Here is a 22,083-nt window from a genome sequence, read left to right as displayed (position 1 = left end):
CAATGACCGACTACCGCAACCCCCTTCCGGCCTCTGGGACGGCTGCGTCCCGCAACCCCCTGCCGACTTCCGGGACAACTGAGATTGGAATTTCCGTGCCGAACGTCTCCGTGCGCGGCCCCGAGGTCCCCCGCACCATCGAAGCCCTCGACCCCGTCTTCACCGTCTCCGGCCTCAGCGTCTTCTACGGCGACTACGAGGCGGTCCGCGGCGTCGACATGACCATCGGCAACCGCGAGATCACGGCCATGATCGGCCCGTCCGGCTGCGGCAAGAGCACCGTCCTGCGCTGCTTCAACCGGATGAACGACCTCATCCCCGGAGCCCGCGCGGCCGGCAAGATCCTCTACCACGACGAGGACCTGTACGGCGACCACGTCGACCCGATCGAGGTCCGCCGCCGGATCGGCATGGTCTTCCAGAAGCCGAACCCCTTCCCCAAGTCGATCTACGACAACATCGCCTACGGCCCGAAGGTCAACGGCGTGAAGGGGAAGATGGACGACATCGTCGAGGAGGCGCTGACCAAGGCCGCCCTCTGGGACGAGGTCAAGGACAAGATCAAGCAGAACGCGCTCTCCCTGTCCGGCGGTCAGCAGCAGCGTCTGTGCATCGCCCGGGCCATCGCGGTCAAGCCCGACGTGATCCTGATGGACGAGCCCTGCTCGGCCCTCGACCCGATCGCGACCACCAAGATCGAAGACCTGATGCAGGAGCTGACGCGCGACTACACGATCGTCATCGTCACGCACAACATGCAGCAGGCGGCCCGCGTCTCCGACCGCACGGCCTTCTTCACCGCCGAGGTGGACGCCGACGGCGTACGGCACGGCCGGCTGGTCGAGTTCGACGAGACCAGCCGCATCTTCACCAACCCGAGCGACAAGCGGACCGAGGACTACATCACCGGCCGCTTCGGCTGAACCACATATCCCTACTTGGAGGATCCGGGTGATCCAGCCGCAGACGGCACCCGAAGTGGACGGGGACACACGGACAGCGCCCATGCTGCTGGTGGCCGATCCGGAGTCGGCCCTGGTCGAGGAGCTCGCCATGACCCTCGAACGCGAGGGCGTGGAGGTCCTGGGCGTCCCCGACGGCGCCCAGGCCCTGTTGCAGGCCGGGGCGCTCCGGCCCGACGTCGTGCTCGTCAGCGCCTCGCTGCCCGTCATCGGCGCCGTAGAGTTCATCCGCGCCGTACGGCTGACGCGGGCCGTGCCCGTCCTGCTCGGTGTGGGCGAGGGCCACGCCGAGCAGGCCGTCCAGGCGCTCACGGCCGGAGCCACCGCCTGCGTGGCCAGGCCGTACCGGGTGCCCGAGCTCCTCCCCCTCGTGCAGGCCGCCATCGAGGGGGACGCGGGGGTCCGCCGGACGCTCGTGGTCGGCAACGTGGAACTCGACGTCAACGCCTACCAGGTGAAGGTCGACGGCAGGGTCGTCCACCTTCCGCTGCGCGAGTTCGAACTGCTGCACTACCTGATGCGCAACGCGCACCGCACGGTCACCCGCGAGCAGATCATGCGGCACGTGTGGAACTCCACCGACACCACCTCGACCAACACCATCGCGGTGCACGTCAAGCGGTTGCGCGCCCGGCTCGGGGACAACGACGACCGGCTCATCCAGACGGTGCGCGGCGTGGGTTACCGCCTGGTCGACCACCACTGAGCACAGCTCCGTCCGCGTCCTCCCGCCGGACCGGCGGGAGGACGCGGCAGGCGGCGGGGGAACCGGAACGGCCGGCGAGAGCCGGAGGACACCGGGAAGGCGCCGAAGAACGCCGCGGGAGAGAACCGCGATGCGCCGCGCCGCCCGAAGCGATCGGACGACTTCCGCAAACCGGTCGATCGAAACAACCCGGCCCCATGGCCGTGAAATATTCCAATCACCTCCGATCGATGCGGGGAAACGCCCGGAGACTCCCGGTACCGGGTCACTTCAAAAGAAGCGCCATCAGCCCTTGACCGAAACCTGGCGCTAATTCGTTGAAGCGGTCCGGCCAGTGCGAGATGTTTATTCGCGACAACGAGCGGTCAGCCGGACACGGCTTGCAGCAGGAGTCACCAGAAGTTCCCCGTTTCGTTTCCATGGAGGAAGCATCATGATCCGTCGTATTCTCGCCGGTGCGGCCATCGCAGGGATCGCCGCTTTCGCGGGCCTGGCCACGGCCGGTGTCGCGTCGGCCGGTGACTGGGACGACAGGCAGCGTCCCAACTTCACCTACGTCGACGACAGCAACCACAACGAGATCCTGAACGACCTCATCGACCTCGCCCTTCTCGGCATCATCGAGAACTGAGCTTCTCCCTTAGAGGCGATGACGCACGCCCGGTCTCCCATACCGGGCGGTGCCGTTCGGAGATGATCCGCCTCCGGGTTTTCCTGGCCGGCCGGAACAGCCCGACGTGAATCATCTCGGAAACGGCACGGAAGCCCCTGACGTGAGAGTCGTCTGGCCAACGGCACTCACCCGTCAGGGGCTTTTTGCCATTCCCGGCGCCCTTCTCCGCGCCTCCCGGTGCTCTTCCTTTCCGTTCTGTTCCCCACGTTCTGAGCGTTGTCAGCGGCCTCGGCGTTCCAGGCTTTCCCGGGCTCTCCCGTTCGCGCCGTCATCACCGCCGCCGGCCCGAGGGCCGTCTTCACGGCACTTCCGGCCGCCACGGACCGCGGACAGCATCCGCTCAGCCGTACCCTCGACCCTGAGCACGCCCTCCCCCATGCTCCCGTTGTCCTCGGTGAGCACCGCCACGGCGTAGTCGCGTCCGCCTCCGCTGATCAGCCCCGCGCTCACGACCACCCAGCGACCGTTGGACACCCGCCGCAGCCAGCCGTTCTTGAGCGCCACCCGGTCCCCGTCGCACGCCGCCGCGGTGATCCCCCATCTCTGCTCGGGGATCACCTCCCCCATCAACCGGAGCACCTGCCCGCGGTCCTCCGCCGCCAGCGGGCTCGTCTCCGTGGCCAGCGCCGTGAGCAGCCGGATCTGGTCCTCCGCGGTGGTCCGCGTGATGCCCCAGCAGTAGAGGTCGACGCACCGCCCGGGCGGCGCGTCGGTGCGTTCGAGACCGAATCTCCGGTTCGCCTCGGCCAACCCCGTCTCCAGGCCGATGCGCTCGTACAGCCGGTCCGCCGCGTCGTTGTCGCTGAGGCGGATCATCCGGTCGGCGTCGCGCCGCGCCCGCGCGTCCAGCTCACGCCACGGCGTCCGCAGCAGCAGCGCCATCAGGATGTCGACCTTGGAGGTACTGGCGGTCGGCAGTTGCAGGTCCGCGTGGTAATGATAGGTCCTACCGGTGGTCAGGTCCCGCACCGCGGCCGTGACGTCGCCGCCGTGCACGCCCAGGAAGCGGTCCAGAACACGGGTGAGCCCGGCTCCGGACAGCGCGGACGACTCCGGCGGTGCGGGCCGCGACGTCACGACCGGGGCCCCGCCGAGCGGAACCGGCCAGGCGGTCGCGGACGGTGGTCCCGCGCGCGGCCGTCCCAGGTCCCGGGGGACGGCGCGCTGGGCCACGCACCCGCCCAGCAACGCGGGCACCAGGACGGCCGCGGCCACGGCGGACGGACATCTCGGACGCGTCATCGGCCTCACCGCCTTCCCCATGAAGCCACAAATCGGACTTATCTCATTAATGCGGCATATGAGGATGGGTGAGAAGGGCTCCTGCCGAACGGAGGCGGTTTCCTGGAACGGCGGGCCGGTGAATTACCTAGCCTTGACGCCCCTCCGCGATTAGCCGGAGCACGGCCTCGTCGTCGCAGCTCTCCCAGAACCCGCCGACCACGTCCTCCAGGTGCGCCGGCGAGTCCGCCCGGAACAGCACGTCCTGGTACTTCGTGATGTCGTAGTGGGTGGTGCCCATCGCCACGAGGTCCAGCGGGCGGATGTCCATCCCCCGGAACTCCTCGATCTCGCCGTAGGACGACAGGATGCCCGCGCCGTACGCCCGCAGTTCGCCCTCGTCGGTCATCACCCCGAACTCCAGCGTGAACCAGAAGACCTTCGAGATGAACTCCAGCGCCTCGTCGCTCTCCACCCGGCGCGCCGCCTGTCCGGCCAGCCGGTAGAGCGCCGCGTAGCGGTCGGAGGCGAGCGCGTTGGCGTGCCCGATGACCTCGTGGATCACATCGGGTTCGGGCGTGTACAGCGGCGTGGAGTGGTGGCGGATGTACTGCGTCGAGTGGAAGAGCCCGTCCGCCAGGACCCCGTAGAAGTCCCGGAGCGGGACGAGCCCGGCCGCCGGGATGTACCGGAACCCGGTGAGCGGCTCCAGCAGGTCGCCCACCTCCTGGAGCTGCGGGATGCGGTCGCCCGGCAGCCCCAGGCGCGCCGCGGCCCGCTGGTACTCGGCGGTCGCGTACTTCCGGTGCTTGAGCGCCAGCTCCCGGCTGACGATCGCCCACACCTCGTGCTCCTGCTCGGTGTACTCGGCCGTCGGGATCGGCGTGCCGGGCACGTAGCCGACGGCGAGCGCCGCGATGGCGTTGCGACGGGCCCGGTAGACGGGGTCCGCGAAGCCGGGGTGACTCGCGGCGAGCCGGACCTCGACCGTGCCGTCGTCGTTGGTCGCCACCGGCGCGAAGTACTGTGCTTCCTCGAACATGAATGAAATGACAGCAATTCTCGGATTCGCTGGCAAGAGCGGGCATGCGAAGTGGACGATCCGCGCAAGATCGACTGGTCGTGCCTGGCCCCGACTGGTCATATCGCCTAGTCTGACGCCATGGTCATCGACGAGCTGGACAGCCGCCTCCTGGTGACCATGCGCGCCCACCCCCGGATCGGGCTCACCGAACTCGCCCGCCTGCTCGGCGTGGCCCGCGGCACCGTGCAGGCGCGGGTCGAGAAGCTCACGGCACGCGGCGTCATCGCCGACTTCGGCCCCACGGTCACCCCCGAGGGCGTCGGCTACCCGATCCTGGCCTTCGTCTCCCTGCAGATCTCCCAGGGCCGGCTGGCCGAGGCCGTCCAGGCGCTGCGGGCCCTCCCCGAGATCCTCGAGGTGTACGGCACCAGCGGCCAGTCCGACCTGCTCTGCCGCGTGGTCGCGCGGAGCACTCCGGAGCTGCAGGAGGTCATCGCTCGCATCCTGGCCTCCCCCGCCGTACAGCGCACCGACACCACGGTCGCCCTGTCGGTGCAGGTCCCGTTCCGGATCGAACCGCTGCTACGCGCGGTCCCGAGCAGGGCAGCCGAGGCCACGGCCCGGACCTGACCTCGTCCTCACGGACTCGTCCTGCTTCTCAGCCCTCACCGCACCGGTCGACGACGTACGGCGTCGCATCGGCACGGACGATCGATGACACGGCAGCCGCCCTGCTCCGGAGCCTCACGATCACGGAACCGGTCTTCGTCCTCCGGCGTGCTGTCGGGAAGCAGACGACGACCCCGGACAACAACGACCACGACCCGGACGACCGGAGAACCCTCCGAAAACACAGAAAGGGCCGTCCCCACAGGGACGGCCCTCTCCACAAAAAATGTCCGGCGGCGACCTACTCTCCCACACCCTCCCGAGTGCAGTACCATCGGCGCTGAAGAGCTTAACTTCCGGGTTCGGAATGTAACCGGGTGTTTCCCCTTCGCCATAACCGCCGTAACCCCATGAAACACACAAGCAGATGCCTGTTGTCTCAGAATTGCCTAGTGGACGCGAGCAAGAAAAACATGCTTTGAGGTCAAGTCCTCGGCCTATTAGTACCGGTCAGCTCCACACATTACTGCGCTTCCACCTCCGGCCTATCAACCCGGTCGTCTACCGGGAGCCTTACCCCCTCACAGGGTGGGAGACCTCATCTCAAGGCGAGCTTCCCGCTTAGATGCTTTCAGCGGTTATCCCTTCCGAACGTAGCCAACCAGCCGTGCTCCTGGCGGAACAACTGGCACACCAGAGGTTCGTCCGTCCCGGTCCTCTCGTACTAGGGACAGCCCCTTTCAAGTCTCCTGCGCGCGCAGCGGATAGGGACCGAACTGTCTCGCGACGTTCTAAACCCAGCTCGCGTACCGCTTTAATGGGCGAACAGCCCAACCCTTGGGACCTACTCCAGCCCCAGGATGCGACGAGCCGACATCGAGGTGCCAAACCATCCCGTCGATATGGACTCTTGGGGAAGATCAGCCTGTTATCCCCGGGGTACCTTTTAGCCGTTGAGCGACGGCGCTTCCACATGCCACCGCCGGATCACTAGTCCCAGCTTTCGCTCCTGCTCGACCCGTCGGTCTCACAGTCAAGCTCCCTTGTGCACTTACACTCGACACCTGATTGCCAACCAGGCTGAGGGAACCTTTGGGCGCCTCCGTTACCCTTTAGGAGGCAACCGCCCCAGTTAAACTACCCACCAGACACTGTCCCTGATCCGGATCACGGACCGAAGTTAGACGTTCAAAACGACCAGAGTGGTATTTCACCAATGACTCCACCCGAACTAGCGTCCGAGCTTCACCGTCTCCCACCTATCCTACACAAGACGCTCCAAACGCCAATGTCAAGCTGTAGTGAAGGTCCCGGGGTCTTTCCGTCCTGCTGCGCGTAACGAGCATCTTTACTCGTAGTGCAATTTCGCCGGGTCTGCGGTTGAGACAGCGGGGAAGTCGTTACGCCATTCGTGCAGGTCGGAACTTACCCGACAAGGAATTTCGCTACCTTAGGATGGTTATAGTTACCACCGCCGTTTACTGGCGCTTAAGTTCTCAGCGTCGCAGGCTTGCACCCGCTAACCGGTCCCCTTAACGTTCCAGCACCGGGCAGGCGTCAGTCCGTATACATCGTCTTACGACTTCGCACGGACCTGTGTTTTTAGTAAACAGTCGCTTCCCCCTGGCCACTGCGGCCCCCACCAGCTCAGAGCGCAAGACTCGTCACCAGCGAAGGCCCCCCTTCTCCCGAAGTTACGGGGGCAATTTGCCGAGTTCCTTAACCACAGTTCACCCGATCGCCTTGGTATTCTCTACCTGACCACCTGAGTCGGTTTCGGGTACGGGCCGCAACGATGCTCGCTAGAGGCTTTTCTCGGCAGCATAGGATCACCCACTTCGCCACAATCGGCTCGGCATCACGTCTCAAGATACATGAGAGGCGGATTTGCCTACCTCTCTCCCTACACGCTTACCCCAGGACTACCATCGCCTGGGATGGGCTACCTTCCTGCGTCACCCCATCGCTTACCTACTACCAGATCAGGCCAGGCGTTCAGCCTCACCCCCACCCCGAAGGGCAGAAGGGCTTAAGGACCCTTAGTATCACTGGATTCGATATGGGCGCATCACCACGGGTACGGGAATATCAACCCGTTGTCCATCGACTACGCCTGTCGGCCTCGCCTTAGGTCCCGACTTACCCTGGGCGGATTAGCCTGGCCCAGGAACCCTTGGTCATCCGGCGCAGAAGTTTCTCACTTCTGATTCGCTACTCATGCCTGCATTCTCACTCGCACGGCCTCCACAACTCGATCACTCGGCTGCTTCGCCGGCCGCACGACGCTCCCCTACCCATCCACACACCCAGACAGCTCGCGCTGCCAGGCTCAACGTGTGAATGCCACGACTTCGGCGGTGCACTTGAGCCCCGCTACATTGTCGGCGCGGAATCACTTGACCAGTGAGCTATTACGCACTCTTTCAAGGATGGCTGCTTCTAAGCCAACCTCCTGGTTGTCACTGCGACTCCACATCCTTTCCCACTTAGCACACGCTTAGGGGCCTTAGTCGGTGGTCTGGGCTGTTTCCCTCTCGACTACGGAGCTTATCCCCCGCAGTCTCACTGCCACGCTCTCACTTACCGGCATTCGGAGTTTGGCTGACGTCAGTAACCTTGTCGGGCCCATCGGCCATCCAGTGCTCTACCTCCGGCAAGAAACACGCAACGCTGCACCTAAATGCATTTCGGGGAGAACCAGCTATCACGGAGTTTGATTGGCCTTTCACCCCTAAACACAGGTCATCCCCCAGGTTTTCAACCCTGGTGGGTTCGGTCCTCCACGCAGTCTTACCCACGCTTCAACCTGCCCATGCCTAGATCAATCCGCTTCGGGTCTACAGCATGCGACTCAAACGCCCTCTTCAGACTCGGTTTCCCTACGGCTCCCCCACACGGGTTAACCTCGCCACACACCATAACTCGCAGGCTCATTCTTCAAAAGGCACGCAGTCACATCACGCACAGCAAGCTGTGCACGCTCCTACGGCTTGTAGGCACACGGTTTCAGGTACTATTTCACGACCCCTCACCGGGGTGCTTTTCACCTTTCCCTCACGGTACTAGTGCACTATCGGTCATCAGGGAGTATTTAGGCTTACCAGGTGGTCCTGGCAGATTCACACAGGATTTCTCGGGCCCCGTGCTACTTGGGATCCCCTCCAGCAGTCCAACAGGTTTCGCCTACCCGGCTCTCACGGTCTACGGCGTCCCTTCCCAGAGACTTCGACTACCCACTGGATTTCTCACTGCTCGCGGTCTCGGCAGAAACCGCCAGAAGGTCCCACGACCCCGCACACGCAACGCCTGCCGGCTATCACACGCATACGGTTTAGCCTCATCCGCTTTCGCTCACCACTACTCACGGAATCACATGTTGTTTTCTCTTCCTACGGGTACTGAGATGTTTCACTTCCCCGCGTTACCACCAACCGCCCTATACATTCAGGCGGAGGCAACACCCCATGACGGGTGCTAGGTTTCCCCATTCGGACATCCCCGGATCAACGTCTGGTTGGCGACTCCCCGAGGCTTAACGCAGCCTCCCACGTCCTTCATCGGCTCCTGATGCCAAGGCATCCACCGTGTGCCCTAAAAAACTTGGCCACAAAGATGCTCGCGTCCACTATGCAAATCTCAAACAACAAACAGCCACCGACCCCACCCGCCACCAGACACCCGCACCGGCGAAGACTTCACAAGCCTCCACCCGGCGAACCGGTATGACAGAAGATCGGCCCCGTCCGAGGAACACCACGAACCCTCCCACCCCGACCACGTCGAGGCGAGCCGGAACGCGACCTACCCGCCATCGGCGGGAGCCGCGCCCCACATGGTCCGTTCCCTCAGGACCCAACAGTGTGCCCGGAACCGCACGCCCCCCGGACCGCCGTTCCCACTCCCGACCCCCTCCCGAAGGAGACGACCAGGCGGTACTAGCCGGCCGGCGACCACGCCGAACCGAATAACCAGTGCTCCACTAATGAGCGCGCCGCGCACCGGACACTCGCCGATGACCGCGACATGGACCAGAACCGCTCACGCGGACCCTGGCCGGTGCTCCTTAGAAAGGAGGTGATCCAGCCGCACCTTCCGGTACGGCTACCTTGTTACGACTTCGTCCCAATCGCCAGCCCCACCTTCGACCGCTCCCCCCCACAAGTGGGTTGGGCCACGGGCTTCGGGTGTTGCCGACTTTCGTGACGTGACGGGCGGTGTGTACAAGGCCCGGGAACGTATTCACCGCAGCGTTGCTGATCTGCGATTACTAGCGACTCCGACTTCATGGGGTCGAGTTGCAGACCCCAATCCGAACTGAGACCGGCTTTTAGGGATTCGCTCCACCTCACGGTATCGCAACCCTCTGTACCGGCCATTGTAGCATGTTTGCAGCCCAAGACATAAGGGGCATGATGACTTGACGTCATCCCCACCTTCCTCCGAGTTGACCCCGGCAGTCTCCCATGAGTCCCCGGCCGCCCCGAAGGACGCCGCTGGCAACATGGAACAAGGGTTGCGCTCGTTGCGGGACTTAACCCAACATCTCACGACACGAGCTGACGACAGCCATGCACCACCTGTCACCCAGTCCGAAGAGGCCCCCATCTCTGAGGGTTTCCGGGCGATGTCAAGCCTTGGTAAGGTTCTTCGCGTTGCGTCGAATTAAGCAACATGCTCCGCCGCTTGTGCGGGCCCCCGTCAATTCCTTTGAGTTTTAGCCTTGCGGCCGTACTCCCCAGGCGGGGCGCTTAATGCGTTAGCTACGGCGCGGAAACCGTGGAAGGCCCCCACACCTAGCGCCCAACGTTTACAGCGTGGACTACCAGGGTATCTAATCCTGTTCGCTCCCCACGCTTTCGCTCCTCAGCGTCAGGTAAGGCCCAGCAAGCCGCCTTCGCCACCGGTGTTCCTCCTGATATCTGCGCATTTCACCGCTACACCAGGAATTCCGCTTGCCCCTACCTACCTCTAGCCAGCCCGTATCGAATGCAGACCTGGAGTTAAGCCCCAAGCTTTCACATCCGACGCGACAAGCCACCTACGAGCTCTTTACGCCCAATAATTCCGGACAACGCTTGCGCCCTACGTATTACCGCGGCTGCTGGCACGTAGTTAGCCGGCGCTTCTTCTGCAGGTACACGTCACCTTCGTCCCTGCTGAAAGAGGTTTACAACCCGAAGGCCGTCATCCCCCACGCGGCGTCGCTGCGTCAGGCTTCCGCCCATTGCGCAATATTCCCCACTGCTGCCTCCCGTAGGAGTCTGGGCCGTGTCTCAGTCCCAGTGTGGCCGGTCGCCCTCTCAGGCCGGCTACCCGTCGTCGCCTTGGTGAGCCACTACCTCACCAACAAGCTGATAGGCCGCGAGTCCATCCCCGACCGAAAAAACTTTCCACCCGCAGGCCATGCGACCGCGGGTCGTATCCGGTATTAGACCCAGTTTCCCGGGCTTATCCCAGAGTCAGGGGCAGGTTACTCACGTGTTACTCACCCGTTCGCCGCTCGAGTACCCCGAAGGGCCTTTCCGCTCGACTTGCATGTGTTAAGCACGCCGCCAGCGTTCGTCCTGAGCCAGGATCAAACTCTCCAAACAATGTCTGAACAGTTGCATCCCGGCTGAAAGCATCCATGATGGATGATCCAACCAAAGGAATCCGTCCTCCCCGACCATGACAGGTCCGGGTGGGACGGGGTTGTGCATCATGCACTGGCTTTTAGCACACTGTTGAGTTCTCAAGAAACGGACGCGTTCACCGTCCGACGGGCCCGGAGGCCGCATCTCGCGGGGCGTTTCGTTCGTTCCGTTGTGTCTTCATTCTGTCGGATCCGCTTTTCCGTGTCAATTTGACCCGGTCCGGCCGATCCGTCTGGAATTCAGACCGCCCCGTTTCCGAGGCAACCCCTCAAACTTACTCCAGCATTCCGTCCGTGTCCACTCGCGTGTCCACACAGGCTTCACCGGATGATGAGAGAGGGGGTGCGGGGGCTCGCCCCGCAAGAGGAAACCTTAGCAGGGCCCAGGAGCAACATGACCAACTTGCCAACCATCCCCGGGGCTCGCGCGTCCCAAACCTGCCGGTGCGGACAACCAGATCGCAAGTCATCCGCAATCGCGCTCGGATACGACGTAGGCACGAGGGTCAGGACTCTGACTCCGTCACGGAGGTGACCTAGATGACCCGCTCGGAGTTCGACGACATTCGCGCGCACATCGCCGCGGAAGCCGATCATCATGACGACCTTCTCCTGCTCGCACGGTCGTTGCTGGACGACCTCGAGGCCGCACGGATGCGCGAGGCCACCCTGCGCTCCTACTACCTGCGTCTCCTGACCTCCGCTCGGGCGACGGTCGCGGCGGAGGCCGCAGGTCACCCGGCACCGCTCACCTTCCTCGTCGCCGAACTCGCCGAACGCGGCCAGTTGCCGGCCGGCGAAGAGGAGGTGAACCGGATCCTGGCCGACGCCCGCACCGCGGCCGCCCTGGTCGCCTCCCTGGAGCAGTCTCCGGCACGGCCGCAGACCCCGATGAGGACACCAGGGCAGGGGGCGCGTGCCCGAAGGTGCGCCGGCACCAGCCGTACTCTCCCACGATGACCCGTTCCGCGTCGTTGACCTGGCCTTGAACCAAGATCTGTAAGACTTCAGGCATGTGGCAGCAGGGAATGAATTGGGCTGCGACGACCCTCGTGGGCGTCTTCGGTGTTCTCTGGGTCGGTGTCGTGGTTTTCGCAGCAACCGATGTTTCGATATGGGCCCGGATCGGACAGACCGTCTTCGGTTCCCTCCTCACCGGCTGGGCCCTGTACAAGGCCGTCCTTCTGCTCCGTCATACCGAACCGAAGTTCGCACCCCGCCACCGGCGGGTCAGGAGCTGAGCACGCGGAGATCAAAGGCCGGTCCGGAAGGCGCACAGTTCATCGGCGACCTGCTGGACCGGAACGCCGAGGTCGAAACGGCTCAGGAGGAAGAGCCCGTCCCGCGTCTCGATCTCCAGGAACTCCGTCCGCGACGTGAAGCGGACCCGCCTGTCGACCCGGATCCGTTCGACCGCGCCCCACGGCACCCGTTCCGAGCCGGCGAAGCCCTTCGTCGCCACGATGCCCTCCCCGTCCGCGGTGAGCCGTACCGGGGCCAGGAGGTCACGGAGCGCCAGCACCGCGAGCATGACGGCCCCCGCACCCGCCAGGAGCATCCCGCGCACGTCACCGTGGCTCAGCACGGTGACCACCGCGAGAGCGAGCGCTCCTGCGGCCTTCAGGAGGAGGACCTCACGGCGCACGCGCCAGCGCAGCACGGAAGGGCGGTACATGTCGGCCACCCTGCGAACGTTACTTGTCCTGCCCGGACGCCGCGCGTACGGCACCGCCTCCAGGACGGCGGCGAGGTACGGGGAAATGACGAAGGCCCGGATCTCGATGAGATCCGGGCCTTCTCTTGGTAGCGGGGACAGGATTTGAACCTGCGACCTCTGGGTTATGAGCCCAGCGAGCTACCGAACTGCTCCACCCCGCGTCGGTGTGTGTCTGAAGACTACCCGGCCCCGGGGGGAAGGGCAAATCGACGCTCCAATGACGAAGGCCCGGATCTCGATGAGATCCGGGCCTTCTCTTGGTAGCGGGGACAGGATTTGAACCTGCGACCTCTGGGTTATGAGCCCAGCGAGCTACCGAGCTGCTCCACCCCGCGTCGGCGTGTCTGAAGACTACCCGACTTCGACGGTGGAGGCGAATCGATCAGTGCGGCGTCCCTACGAGGTGGGCGAGGGCGCGGGTGTCCCCGACGGGGTCGCCGCGGGCGTGGCGGACGGGCTCGGGCTGGCCGTCGGGGACGGGCTCGTGGTCGGAGACGGGCTTGCGGTCGGAGACGGGCTTGCGGCGGGGTTCGCCACGCCCTTCAGCTTCTCCAGAGCCTCCTGGAGCTTCTTCTGGGCTTCGCCGTAGGCCTGCCAGTCCGGCGGGTTCTTCGCCAGCGCGCCCTGCGCCGCGGTGTAGGCGGCCTGCGCGTCGGCGATCGCCTTGGCGAGGTCCGCCTCGGACAGGGCCGGCTGCTCGGGCTTGTCCTCGACGGGGGTCTCCGGTTTGCCGTCGGTCGGGGTCCGCGGAATGTCCTCGCCGAAGACCTGCTTCAGCGCGTCTTCGAGCGTGCCGCCGAAGCCGAACTTGTCCCCGTAGCCCACCAGCACCCGGCGGAGGATCGGGTACGGCTCCTGCCCCGGACCCGGGGCGGTCTCCACGTAGACCGGCTCGACGTAGACCAGCCCGTCGGCGAACGGCAGGGTCAGCAGGTTGCCGTAGCGGACCTTCGCCCCGCCGATGTTGAGCAGGTTGAGCTCACCGGAGAACTTGTTCCGGAAGTTGTTCTGCACCTGACCCGGACCGGGGATCGTGGTGTTGGACGGCATGCGCAGGATGCGCAGCTTTCCGTAGTCCGCCCCCGGCGTGGCGTCGACCGCCATGAACGCGGCGAGGTTGGGCCCCTGGCGCGGTACGAACGTGGTGGTCAGCGAGAACGACGGGGCGTTCGACCCCGGCATCTTGACCGACAGGTAGTACGGCGGCTGCTTGACGTTGCGCTCGTCCGACGACGGGTCGTCGGGGACGTTCCAGAAGTCCTGCCCGCCGTAGAAGGCGTCGGGGTCGGTGATGTGATACCGGGACAGCACGTCACGCTGGACCTTGAACAGCGCCTCGGGATAGCGGACGTGCTGCAGGAGCTGCTGCGACATCTCGGTCTTCGGCTTGAGGACACCGGGGAACGCCTTGCGCCAGGTCTGCAGGATCGGGTCCTTCTCGTCCCAGGCGTAGAGCTGAACGGTGCCGTCGTAGGCGTCGACCACGGCCTTGGCCGAGTTGCGCATGTAGTTGATCTTGTCGCGCGGTTGCTGCACGGCCAGGCGCGGGTCGGTGGCCGTGTCCCGCGTCATCTCCTCCAGGCTCTTGCTCGTGGAGTAGGGATAGGCGTTGGAGGTGGTGTAGGCGTCGATGATCCATACCACCCGGCCGCCGACGATGGCGGGATAGGCGTTGTTGTCCAGGCTGAGGAACGGCGCGACCTTGGCGACGCGCTGGGCCGGGTCGCGCTCGTACAGGATCTTCGACTTCTCGTTGACGTCGCCCGAGAGCAGCAGGTTGATCTCGCTGTACTTGGCCGCGTAGAGCATCCGGTTGAAGAACGAGCCGACGGGCACGCCGCCCTTGCCGGTGTAGGTGGTGTTCTGCTGACCGGTGTTGCCGCTGCCGGGGTAGTCGAGCTCCTGGTTCCTCTTGCCGTCGCCGCCCACGATGACGTACGGCGGCGCGGTCGGGGACTCGCCGTAGTAGATCCTCGACTCCTTCAACCCGGTCTGCTCGGCCAGCGGGCCGATGACCGGCATGTCCTTCGCGGTGAAGTTGGGCAGGCCCCCGGCGTCGACCTCGTTGCCCGGCGCGGCCACGAAACCGTAGCCGTGGGTGTAGACCAGGTGCCGGTTGATCCAGTTGTTCTGCTCCGGCGGCGGACCGGTGAGCTCGCGCACCGCCACCACCGTGTCGCGCATGTTGCCCGAGGCGTCCGGGTAGCGGTCGACGTCCAGCGGGTCGTGGAAGTCGTAGAAACCGCGGATCCGCTGCTTCTGCGCGTACGTCTCGGAGACCAGGTTCGGGTCGAGCAGGCGCACGCCGGAGATCGAGGTGTCGGCGGTGACGTTGGCCTTGCTCGCGTCGCCCTGCGCCGCGTAGTTCGTGACCTCGGCGTTGTCGACGCCGTACGCCTTCCGGGTGGCCTCGATGTTGCGCTTGATGTAGACCTGCTCGCGCGCCTGCTCGTTCGGCTTGACCTGGAACTGCTGGACGAGCGCCGGGTAGACCCCGCCGATCAGGATGGCGGAGAGCACCAGGAGGCCGAAGGCGACGCCCGGCAGCATGCCGCCGGGCCGTACGATGCCGGCGAAGAACAGGGCGGCGCAGATCAGCGCGATGATCGCCAGGATGGTCTTGGCCGGGAGCACCGCGCTGACGTCGGTGTACGAGGCGCCGTGCACGAAGCCCCGCTCGGAGAAGACCAGACCGTAGCGGTCGACCCAGTAGGCGACCGCCTTCAGCAGCACGAAAACGCCGAGCAGCACCGACAGGTGCGCCCGCGCCGCGCGGGAGGCGTGCACCCCGGGCGACTGGAGCCGGAACCCGCCGTACAGGTAGTGCACGACCGTGGCCGTCACGGCCGAGAGCACCACCGCGGTGAACAGGAAGTTCAGCACCATCCGGATGAACGGATAGGTGAACATGAAGAACGAGACGTCCATGCCGAACAGCGCGTCGTTCTCGTTGAACGGCGTGGCGTTGACGAACTCCAGCCAGGTCTTCCACTGGCCGGCGAAGGAGGAGCCGGTGAACAGCGCGAGCACCGCGACACCGATGATGAAGATCATCTTTCGGTGCGGGTCGAGGGCCATCCGGTAGCGGTCGGCGCCGCTGGCGCCGCCGAACATGCCGGGGCCGAACATCGGCCGCATCCGGTAGGCGAGCAGCATGTTGCCGCCCACGATGCCGACCATCAGCAGCGCGCCCACGATGAAGAGCACGATCTGCGTGACGACCACACCGGAGAACACCGCCGTGTAGTCCACCGAGTCGTACCAGAGGTAGTCGGTGAAGACGCCGGCGAAGAGGAAGAAGAACACCACGAGCGCGACGAGCGCGATCGCGACAGGAAGCATCAGTCGTGGCCGGCGGGGCAAGCGCATCGCCCTACCGGCTCCGGGGGTCCGGAAGCTCAAGGCCAACCCCTTGTCGTAAGAGCACGGTCCGTGTCTGGCAACCTACACCGGCGGGGGTTGCGTCGCGTTCAACCGTTCGGCACGGTGCGGACACGACCTCCGCAGGTCTCGGCTCAGTAGGACCAACGCACGGGAACCGCGATCGGTGCCCCGTCCGCCGCACTCGTTCCTCCCGTCCCGGACCGTCCGGTTCCCGGCGCCCGCGGCTCGGGGATCCCCGCCCGCGGCTGCGGGTTCTCAGCCCGCCGAGCAGGCGGGTACGGCGCCCGAGCCGGTACGCACCGCGTCCAGCGCCTGAACGGCCTCGTGGAGCGTCTCGACCCTGACCAGCCTGAGCCCGTCGGGGGCCGCGGCGAGCGCCTCCGCGCAGTTGTCCGCGGGGGTGAGGAAGACCGTGGCCCCGGCCTCTCGGGCCCCCACCATCTTCTGCTGGATGCCCCCGATCGGGCCGACCACGCCCTGAGGGTCGATCGTCCCGGTGCCGGCCACGGCCTTTCCCCCGGTCATCGCGCCGGGAGTGAGCTTGTCGATGATCCCGAGCGAGAACATCATCCCCGCGCTCGGCCCGCCGACGTCGCCCACGTTGATGTTGACCTCGAACGGGAACCTGTAGCCGACCGCCATGGAGATGCCCACGACGGGTGTGCCGTCCGCGGACGCGACGGTGGGCACGGTGACGGTCGTGTCCCGCCCGCCGCGTCTGACGACGAAGGTCACCTGCTCCCCCGCCTTGTGCTTGCGGACGGTCGCCGAGACGGTCTCGCGGTCCTCGGCGGCCACGCCGTCCACGGAGACGATCTCGTCGCCCTGGTTGAACCTGCCGTGGGCCGGGAGGCCCTTCTGCGTGGCGCCGACGGTCACGAACGAGGTGTAGGGGATCTCCAGTTCCTTGAGCGCCGCGGCGGTCGCGTCGTCCTGGGAGTTGGTCATCTCCTGGGTGTTCTGCTCCTCGACCTCCTCCGCGGTGGTCGCCGGAGGGAAGATCGTCTCCTCAGGGACGACCGCGATGGTCGGATCGACCCAGCCCCGCAACGCCGTGAACAGGTCGATCCTGCTGCCGGGCCCGCCCTGGTAGGCGACCGTGACGAGGCTGAGCTTGCCGTCGGTCGGGTAGGTCGGACGTCCCTCGATGCTGATCACCGGAGTGCCCTTGACGTCGCCGATGGTGTTCTCCGTCGGCCCGGGACTCAACACGACGTACGGCACCGGCAGCAGGGTGCCGGCGACGCCCAGCACGAGGGTGAGGAAGCCGGCCACCATGAGGGTCAGCGCACGTCGGGACATGAGGGAAAGCCTATGCGGTCCCGGCGACCGGGCGAGATCGGCGCTACGGCGTCCGCGCTCCCGGCCGCGGACTCCCGGTTCCCCTCAATCGCGTCCGCGTTCCCGGCCGCGGACTCCCGGCTCCCCTCGGCCGGGGGTCCCCGATCGGAGGTCCGAGGCGGCGGGTGCCCGGACGCGGGCGCTCACGCGCAGGCCCCGACCCACTCGGTGGTGCCGTCGGCGAAGAGCTGGTTCTTCCAGATCGGGACCTCGGCCTTGAGGTCGTCGATGAGGCGGCGGGAGGCCGCGAACGCCTCCTGGCGGTGGGGGCAGGCGACGGCCACGATGACCGCGATGTCGCCGAGCTCCAGATCGCCGACCCGGTGCACCGCGGCCAGCGCGGTGACCGGGAAGTCCGCGGCGATCTTCTCGGCCACCCGGTGCAGTTGCTCCTCGGCGCTCGGATGGGCCGAGTAGGACAGCCGGGTGACCGGCTTGCCGTGGTCCTGGTCGCGCACGGTCCCGACGAAGAGCGCGGTCCCGCCCGCGGCGTGGTCGCCCACCGCCGCGAACACCTCGTCCAGGGAGAGGGCGCTGTCGCGAATTCCCAGCAGCCGGATGACGTCCACGCCGGAAAGACTACCTCCCCGGTGTGGAGCGCCGGCTGACCGGTTTCGGAGAACGGCGCCGTCAGGTGCGGCGCTTCTTGCGGGCGACACGGACGATCGCGGCGGTGCCGAGGACCGCGACGGTCGCACCGGCGGCGGTGAGCGTGGCCTCCTTGCCGGACAGGCGTCGGCCGACGACCGTGTGCCGGCCTCCGCGGAGCTCCAGGAGCTGCGCGAACGCGGCCTCGTTGGTCCACTGGGGTTTCCAGCCCGCCTCGCGGAGCCCCGTGCAGTCGACCACCCAGGGGTAGACCACGTGGTGCAGGTCGGTGGCGGGCGCCGGGGTGATGCCCAGCCGGTGCAGCCGCTGGGCGGTGCCGAAGGTCAGTCCGGCGGGCAGTTCCAACCGGCGCAGTCCGGAGATCTCCTCCACCTGCTCCTGCTCCAGCCAGCCCTCCCCTCCCACGGCGACCACGCCGGAGACCGTGCCGAGAGCGGCCAGCTCCAGCGCGGAGACCAGGTCGTCGACGTGGCAGAACTGCCAGCGGGGGCTGCAGCCCTTCACGGTGAGCAGCCGGGGCGCCTCGAAGTGCCGGGTGACCACGCTGTCGATGCCCGGGCCGACCAGTGCGGCGGGGCGGAGCACGGTCACCTCCAGGCCCGGATGGCTGCGGAGCGAACGCCTGGCCAGCGCCTCGATCTCCAGATGGTCGCCGACCACGCCGGTGTCGGACTCGGCCGCGACGGGCGAGTCCTCCGGCAGGGGGACCGGGTTGTCGGGCGCCGCGCCGTACACCATGGCGCTGGTGACCAGCACGACGCGGCGCACCCGGGCGGCGGCGCTGGCCGTGAGCACCGTCTGCGCCGCGCGCAGGTTGTACGCGCGCCGCTCGCCGGGGTCGGAGTCGAGGCCGTAGTCGGCCGTCAGGTGGACGAGCACGTCGATGTCGGAGATCCGGTTCGCCAAGAGCGGATCTCGGACGTCGATCACCCGCCACGTGACGTCGGGCACGTCGCCGCGCTGCTCGTCGATGGCCACCACTCTGCGGAAATCCGCAGACGAGGCGACCTTCGCGAGGAACGCGCGGCCGATGCCCGAGGCCGCGCCGGTGACGGCGACGACCGGGGGCCGGAGGCGTTTCGAGGTAGGCACCAGGTCCTCACTTTGCGCTGATCCGCCATGCGACGGATAACGTGGCGGATGTGGACTCCTCCATCCTGCACGAGGTAGAGCCGTGACTGACTTCCCAGGTCGGGAAAACGACCCCGACGAGAACCCGTTCGCCATGTTCGGCAACCCGGAGCAGATCGCCGCGGCGATGCGGCAGTTCGCCGACATGCTGTCCGCTCCCCAGGGGGCCGGCCCCGTCAACTGGGACATGGCCAAGAACATCGCCCGACACGCGGTGGCCGCCGAGGGCGATCCGAGCGTGATGGAGGGCGAGCGCCGTCAGATCGTCGACGCGCTGAACCTCGCCGACCTGTGGCTGAACGAGGTCACCGCGCTGCCCAGCGGCGTCGGCTCGCCCCAGGCGTGGAGCAGGTCGGAGTGGATCGAGAAGACCGTCCCCGTCTGGCGGCAGCTCTGCGACCCGATCGCCGAGCGCATGGTCGAGACCATGGGCGGCACGCTCGGCGCCGCCGGTCTGCCCGCCGAGGCCCAGGCCATGGCGGGGCCGCTGATGGGCATGATGAAGCAGATGGGCGGGATGATGGTCGGCCAGCAGATCGGCCAGGCCCTCGGTTCGCTCGCCCGCGAGGTGGTCGGCTCCACCGACATCGGACTGCCGCTCTCCGGTGACGCCGCCCTGCTCCCGGGCGGGATCGCCGCGTTCAGCCAGGGGCTGGAGACCCCCGCCGAGGAGATCCGCCTCTACCTGGCCCTGCGCGAGGCGGCCCACCACCGGCTCTTCCAGCACGTGCCGTGGTTGCGCGGGCACCTGCTCGGCGCGGTGGAAGAGTACGCCAGGGGCATCACGGTGGACGTGTCCGCGCTGGAGGAGCAGCTCCGCGGCCTCGACCTCAACAGCCCCGAGCAGCTGCAGCAGGCCCTCAGCGGCGGCAACCTGCTCAAGCCCGAGGAGACCGAGCGGCAGAAGGCCGCCCTGTCCCGCCTGGAGACGGCGCTCGCCCTGGTCGAGGGCTGGGTCGGCACCGTGGTGGAGGCCGCCGCCGCGGGCAAACTGCCGTCCGCCGCGGCCCTGGGGGAGACGGTACGGCGCCGCCGCGCGACCGGCGGTCCCGCCGAGCAGACCTTCGCCACCCTCGTCGGGCTGGAGCTGCGGCCGCGCCGCCTGCGCGACGCGGCCGTCCTGTGGAAGACCCTGGAGACGGGCCGCGGCGTGGACGGCAGGGACGCGGTGTGGAACCACCCCGACCTGATGCCCACCGCCGCCGACCTCGACGACCCCGAGCGCTTCGCCCGCGGCGAACCCGACTTCGACCTGTCGGACCTCGAGGCCTCGCTGCGGGAGTCGGAGGAGTCGGGGGACGCCGGTGACGACGAGGACGACACCGGCGGCGCGAGGGACGACGGCGCGTGAGCCTTCCCGATCGGGGCGGCCCGCCCGGCCGCGGTGATCTTCTCGCCTCCGGTGGCGGCCCCTCCTCCGGGGCCCTCCACGCCGACGCGCGGGCCGTGCTGGAGGCGTGGCGGGCCCCGACGGACGCCGAGGAGGCGCTGCGCGAGGAGTTCCTGGCGCATCTGCACGCCCACGGCGACGGGATGTACCGCGAATGCGTGCCCGGCCATCTGACGGCCACCACCGCGGTCCTCTCCCACGACGGCGAGCGGGTGCTGCTGACGCTGCACGGCAAGGCCGGGATGTGGCTGCCGATGGGCGGCCACTGCGAGCCCGGTGACCTGTCCCTGGAGGACGTGGCGCTGCGGGAGGCGACCGAGGAGTCGGGCATCCCCGGGCTGCGGCTGCTGCCCGGGCCGCTGGCCCTGGACAGGCACCGCGTCTGGTGCCATCCGCCGTTCAGCCACCACCTCGACGTCGAGTACGGTGCGGTGGCGCCCGCCGAGGCCGAGGCGGTGATCAGCGAGGAGTCCCTGGACCTGCGCTGGTTCCCGGTGGACGGGATCCCGGATCCCAGCGACGAGGCCACCCGCCGTCTGGCCCGCCGGGCCAGGGAGACGCTGCGCTCCGGCTGATCGAACCGTTTTACATACGTTTCACCTTCCCTCGGATAGCGTCGTCCCCGCAGGGGGGCGATCGATGGATCAGAGCAGTGTGGATGTGGACGCCTCGTCCCAGGGGGAGGCCGGCGGCGTGGTCGTCGTCCCCGGCCGGCGCCGGTGGCGTGTCTCCCGGACCTTCGCCTGGGTCGCGGTCGCGCCGTTCGCCCTGTGGGCCGTCACCCGGGTGGCCGGGCTGGAGCGGGGCTCGCTGCCCGCCCAGTTCATGACCGGCACGCCGTACGTGGCGGCGGGCTCGCTGGTGCCCCTGCTCATCGGCGTGCTGGCCCGCAGCCGGACGGCCACGGCCGTCGCGCTGGTCACCGCGGTCGCGCTCGGCTCCAGTGTGGTCCCCAGGGCCGTGGGCTCCCCGGCGGAGGCCGGGGCCGGGACGCCGCTGCGGGTGCTGACCGCCAACATGCTGTTCGGCGGCGCCGACGTCACGGCCGTCATGGACCTGGTCAGGCGGTTGCGGCCGGACGTGCTGAGCACCCAGGAGCTCACACCGGAGATGGTGCAGGAGCTGGACGCGGCGGGGATCGCCGAGCTGCTCCCGCACCGTGTCCTGCAGGCGGACGCGGGGGCGACGGGCAGCGGCCTGTACTCCCGGTACCCGCTGACCCCCCGCACCGGGCTGTTCCGGGTGATCGGCCACAACATGCCCGCAGCCGTGGTCGCGCCACCCGGCGCCGGCCCGGTGGAGATCGTCGCCGTGCACACGTACGCGCCGATCGGCGAGCTGGTGGACGGGTGGGAGGCCGGCATCGAGGCCCTTCCGCCGCCCGCCCCCGGCACGGTCCGCATCCTGGCGGGCGACTTCAACGCCAGTCTCGACCACGCGGTGATGCGGCGGCTCCTGGAGCGGGGGTACGCCGACGCGGCCGACCGGGTCGGGCGGGGGCTCGTCGCCACCTGGCCCTCCGGCAGGCGGATCCCGCCGATCATCACCATCGACCACGTCCTGGTGGACCGGCGGGTCCTCGTGAACGAGGTCGGGATCCACACCCTGCCCGGCACCGACCACCGCGCCGTCTTCGCCGATCTCCGCCTGCCCGCCCGGCTCCCCTAGAGCGCCCGCCTGATCT

Annotated in this window: 15 protein-coding genes, 2 tRNA genes and 3 rRNA genes; 8 read left to right on the top strand and 12 right to left on the bottom strand. The window is 67.2% G+C overall.

The window, feature by feature from the left end:
• Positions 1 to 2: 2 nt before the first annotated feature.
• The 3 genes from pstB to HS045_RS13460 all read left to right on the top strand — a co-directional run bounded on the left by pstB (position 3) and on the right by HS045_RS13460 (position 2,299).
• Positions 3 to 923 (top strand): phosphate ABC transporter ATP-binding protein PstB, encoded by a 921-nt coding sequence (gene pstB / locus HS045_RS13470; protein ID WP_196452774.1) that lies wholly within the window; start codon positions 3 to 5, stop codon positions 921 to 923.
• Positions 924 to 1,005: 82 nt separating this feature from the next.
• Positions 1,006 to 1,668: a response regulator transcription factor gene (locus tag HS045_RS13465; RefSeq protein ID WP_230884023.1), complete on the top strand. Its 663-nt coding sequence runs from the start codon at positions 1,006 to 1,008 to the stop codon at positions 1,666 to 1,668.
• A 433-nt stretch (positions 1,669 to 2,101) separates the two neighbouring features.
• Positions 2,102 to 2,299, top strand: a complete 198-nt coding sequence (locus HS045_RS13460; protein WP_196451663.1) for a hypothetical protein — start codon at positions 2,102 to 2,104, stop codon at positions 2,297 to 2,299.
• A 261-nt stretch (positions 2,300 to 2,560) separates the two neighbouring features.
• Here the strand turns inward: HS045_RS13460 and HS045_RS13455 are convergent, their stop codons facing one another.
• Together HS045_RS13455 and HS045_RS13450 are read right to left on the bottom strand one after the other, a co-directional pair.
• Positions 2,561 to 3,583 (bottom strand): serine hydrolase, encoded by a 1,023-nt coding sequence (locus tag HS045_RS13455; protein WP_196451661.1) that lies wholly within the window; start codon positions 3,581 to 3,583, stop codon positions 2,561 to 2,563.
• A gap of 127 nt (positions 3,584 to 3,710) precedes the next feature.
• Positions 3,711 to 4,604: a phenylalanine 4-monooxygenase gene (locus HS045_RS13450; protein WP_196451659.1), complete on the bottom strand. Its 894-nt coding sequence runs from the start codon at positions 4,602 to 4,604 to the stop codon at positions 3,711 to 3,713.
• Positions 4,605 to 4,724: 120 nt separating this feature from the next.
• Between HS045_RS13450 and HS045_RS13445 the strand changes: the two genes are divergently transcribed.
• The gene (locus tag HS045_RS13445) at positions 4,725 to 5,216 is read left to right on the top strand and encodes an Lrp/AsnC family transcriptional regulator (protein ID WP_196451658.1); all 492 of its coding nucleotides are present in this window, start codon (positions 4,725 to 4,727) and stop codon (positions 5,214 to 5,216) included.
• A gap of 267 nt (positions 5,217 to 5,483) precedes the next feature.
• On the opposite strand, the gene rrf is transcribed toward HS045_RS13445, so the two are convergent.
• The 3 genes from rrf to HS045_RS13430 form a co-directional block, all read right to left on the bottom strand.
• Positions 5,484 to 5,600 (bottom strand): 5S ribosomal RNA (gene rrf, locus HS045_RS13440).
• A 75-nt stretch (positions 5,601 to 5,675) separates the two neighbouring features.
• Positions 5,676 to 8,801, bottom strand: a 23S ribosomal RNA gene (locus HS045_RS13435).
• A 461-nt stretch (positions 8,802 to 9,262) separates the two neighbouring features.
• A 16S ribosomal RNA gene (locus tag HS045_RS13430) occupies positions 9,263 to 10,786 on the bottom strand.
• Together the 16S, 23S and 5S rRNA genes form the textbook arrangement of a ribosomal RNA operon.
• A gap of 581 nt (positions 10,787 to 11,367) precedes the next feature.
• Between HS045_RS13430 and HS045_RS13425 the strand changes: the two genes are divergently transcribed.
• Positions 11,368 to 11,787: a hypothetical protein gene (locus HS045_RS13425; protein ID WP_196451656.1), complete on the top strand. Its 420-nt coding sequence runs from the start codon at positions 11,368 to 11,370 to the stop codon at positions 11,785 to 11,787.
• Between the two features lie 292 nt (positions 11,788 to 12,079).
• Here the strand turns inward: HS045_RS13425 and HS045_RS13420 are convergent, their stop codons facing one another.
• The 7 genes from HS045_RS13420 to HS045_RS13390 form a co-directional block, all read right to left on the bottom strand.
• Positions 12,080 to 12,502 (bottom strand): PH domain-containing protein, encoded by a 423-nt coding sequence (locus tag HS045_RS13420; protein ID WP_196451654.1) that lies wholly within the window; start codon positions 12,500 to 12,502, stop codon positions 12,080 to 12,082.
• Positions 12,503 to 12,628: 126 nt separating this feature from the next.
• Positions 12,629 to 12,705: transfer RNA gene (locus HS045_RS13415), tRNA-Met, on the bottom strand.
• 97 nt (positions 12,706 to 12,802) lie between these two features.
• Positions 12,803 to 12,879: transfer RNA gene (locus HS045_RS13410), tRNA-Met, on the bottom strand.
• A 61-nt stretch (positions 12,880 to 12,940) separates the two neighbouring features.
• A complete protein-coding gene (locus HS045_RS13405; RefSeq protein WP_230884022.1) occupies positions 12,941 to 15,886 on the bottom strand; it encodes a UPF0182 family protein in 2,946 nt (981 codons plus the stop codon).
• A 297-nt stretch (positions 15,887 to 16,183) separates the two neighbouring features.
• On the bottom strand, positions 16,184 to 17,230 hold the full coding sequence (locus HS045_RS13400) for a PDZ domain-containing protein (protein WP_196451651.1): 1,047 nt from the start codon (positions 17,228 to 17,230) through the stop codon (positions 16,184 to 16,186).
• 182 nt (positions 17,231 to 17,412) lie between these two features.
• A complete protein-coding gene (locus tag HS045_RS13395) occupies positions 17,413 to 17,838 on the bottom strand; it encodes a molybdenum cofactor biosynthesis protein MoaE (protein WP_196451649.1) in 426 nt (141 codons plus the stop codon).
• A gap of 61 nt (positions 17,839 to 17,899) precedes the next feature.
• Positions 17,900 to 18,973 (bottom strand): NAD-dependent epimerase/dehydratase family protein, encoded by a 1,074-nt coding sequence (locus tag HS045_RS13390; RefSeq protein WP_196452773.1) that lies wholly within the window; start codon positions 18,971 to 18,973, stop codon positions 17,900 to 17,902.
• Positions 18,974 to 19,052: 79 nt separating this feature from the next.
• Between HS045_RS13390 and HS045_RS13385 the strand changes: the two genes are divergently transcribed.
• The 3 genes from HS045_RS13385 (at position 19,053) to HS045_RS13375 (ending at position 22,067) form a co-directional block, all read left to right on the top strand.
• Positions 19,053 to 20,360, top strand: a complete 1,308-nt coding sequence (locus HS045_RS13385) for a zinc-dependent metalloprotease (protein ID WP_307827508.1) — start codon at positions 19,053 to 19,055, stop codon at positions 20,358 to 20,360.
• Between the two features lie 95 nt (positions 20,361 to 20,455).
• Positions 20,456 to 20,974 (top strand): NUDIX hydrolase, encoded by a 519-nt coding sequence (locus HS045_RS13380; protein ID WP_196452771.1) that lies wholly within the window; start codon positions 20,456 to 20,458, stop codon positions 20,972 to 20,974.
• 64 nt (positions 20,975 to 21,038) lie between these two features.
• Positions 21,039 to 22,067 (top strand): endonuclease/exonuclease/phosphatase family protein, encoded by a 1,029-nt coding sequence (locus tag HS045_RS13375; RefSeq protein WP_230884021.1) that lies wholly within the window; start codon positions 21,039 to 21,041, stop codon positions 22,065 to 22,067.
• Positions 22,068 to 22,083 lie beyond the last annotated feature (16 nt).

Source organism: Planomonospora sp. ID82291, assembly GCF_015711645.1.
Classification (GTDB): domain Bacteria; phylum Actinomycetota; class Actinomycetes; order Streptosporangiales; family Streptosporangiaceae; genus Planomonospora.
Note: the sequence above shows the minus strand (reverse complement) of the source record. Positions and strands in the feature narration are given on the sequence as shown.

Coding starts and splice junctions, on each gene's coding strand:
- pstB (WP_196452774.1), top strand. CDS start 3: ATGACCGACTACCGCAACCCCCTTCCGGCCTCTGGGACGGCTGCGTCC.
- HS045_RS13465 (WP_230884023.1), top strand. CDS start 1,006: ATGCTGCTGGTGGCCGATCCGGAGTCGGCCCTGGTCGAGGAGCTCGCC.
- HS045_RS13460 (WP_196451663.1), top strand. CDS start 2,102: ATGATCCGTCGTATTCTCGCCGGTGCGGCCATCGCAGGGATCGCCGCT.
- HS045_RS13455 (WP_196451661.1), bottom strand. CDS start 3,583: ATGACGCGTCCGAGATGTCCGTCCGCCGTGGCCGCGGCCGTCCTGGTG.
- HS045_RS13450 (WP_196451659.1), bottom strand. CDS start 4,604: ATGTTCGAGGAAGCACAGTACTTCGCGCCGGTGGCGACCAACGACGAC.
- HS045_RS13445 (WP_196451658.1), top strand. CDS start 4,725: ATGGTCATCGACGAGCTGGACAGCCGCCTCCTGGTGACCATGCGCGCC.
- HS045_RS13425 (WP_196451656.1), top strand. CDS start 11,368: ATGACCCGCTCGGAGTTCGACGACATTCGCGCGCACATCGCCGCGGAA.
- HS045_RS13420 (WP_196451654.1), bottom strand. CDS start 12,502: ATGTACCGCCCTTCCGTGCTGCGCTGGCGCGTGCGCCGTGAGGTCCTC.
- HS045_RS13405 (WP_230884022.1), bottom strand. CDS start 15,886: ATGCTTCCTGTCGCGATCGCGCTCGTCGCGCTCGTGGTGTTCTTCTTC.
- HS045_RS13400 (WP_196451651.1), bottom strand. CDS start 17,230: ATGTCCCGACGTGCGCTGACCCTCATGGTGGCCGGCTTCCTCACCCTC.
- HS045_RS13375 (WP_230884021.1), top strand. CDS start 21,039: ATGGATCAGAGCAGTGTGGATGTGGACGCCTCGTCCCAGGGGGAGGCC.